Consider the following 955-nt stretch of genomic DNA (forward strand, 5'->3'; position numbering starts at 1 on the left):
CGCCGCGTCGCCGCCGCAGCGGCCGCCGCTCCAGGGCGCCGGCCGGAACCGTCATGCCGGGCGGGCACAATACCGCCCACCATGCTGATGTACCCCCAAATCGACCCCATCGCCCTGCAAGTGGGCCCGCTGGCCATCCACTGGTACGGCCTGACCTATCTGGCGGCCTTCGCGCTGTTCATGTTCCTCGGGGTGCGGCGCCTGCGCCACGAGCCCTTCGCCTCCATCACCGGGCCCGGTGCCTGGACGCGGCGCGACGTGGAGGACATCCTCTTTCTCGGCGTGGTGGGCGTGGTGGCGGGGGGGCGGCTGGGCTACTGCCTGTTCTACAAGCCGGGCTACTACCTGTCCAACCCGCTGGAGATCTTCTACATCTGGCAGGGCGGCATGAGCTTTCATGGCGGGCTGCTGGGCGTGATCGCCGCGATGGTGTGGTTCGCGCATTCGCGCAAGCGGCCCTGGCTGCAGGTGGCCGACTTCGTGGCGCCGTGCGTGCCGACGGGGCTCGCGGCCGGGCGCGTGGGCAACTTCATCAACGGCGAGCTGTGGGGGCGCTTCAGCAGCCCGGACCTGCCCTGGGGCATGGTGTTCCCGCAAAGCGGCTCGCTGCTGCCGCGCCACCCGTCGCAGGTGTACCAGTTCCTGCTGGAGGGCGTGCTGCTGTTCGTGCTGCTGTGGCTCTATGCCCGCCGCGAGCGCCGCCAGGGCGAGGTGGCCGCGGCCTTCCTGGTGGGCTACGGCAGCTTCCGCTTCATCGCCGAATACTTCCGCGAGCCGGATGCGTTCCTGGGCATCCTCTCGCTGGGCATGAGCATGGGCCAATGGCTGTGCGTGCCGATGATCGTCGCCGGCATCGCCATGTGGGTGTGGGCGCGGCGCCAGCCGGTGCTGCAAAGGGCTTGAGGCCCCAGGGGCCTCCAGCACAATAAATACCAGGGCATGTTGCTATTGAAAA

The 955-nt window shown here is 68.9% G+C and carries 1 protein-coding gene; it reads left to right on the forward strand.

Annotation, left to right across the window (positions count from 1 at the left end):
- Positions 1–81 precede the first annotated feature (81 nt).
- Positions 82–903: a prolipoprotein diacylglyceryl transferase gene (gene lgt, locus AC27KI_RS25855; protein ID WP_284428883.1), complete on the forward strand. Its 822-nt coding sequence runs from the start codon at positions 82–84 to the stop codon at positions 901–903.
- Positions 904–955: the final 52 nt, after the last annotated feature.

This window comes from Acidovorax sp. KPB24-03 (genome assembly GCF_057546605.1).

Coding starts and splice junctions, on each gene's coding strand:
- lgt (WP_284428883.1), top strand. CDS start 82: ATGCTGATGTACCCCCAAATCGACCCCATCGCCCTGCAAGTGGGCCCG.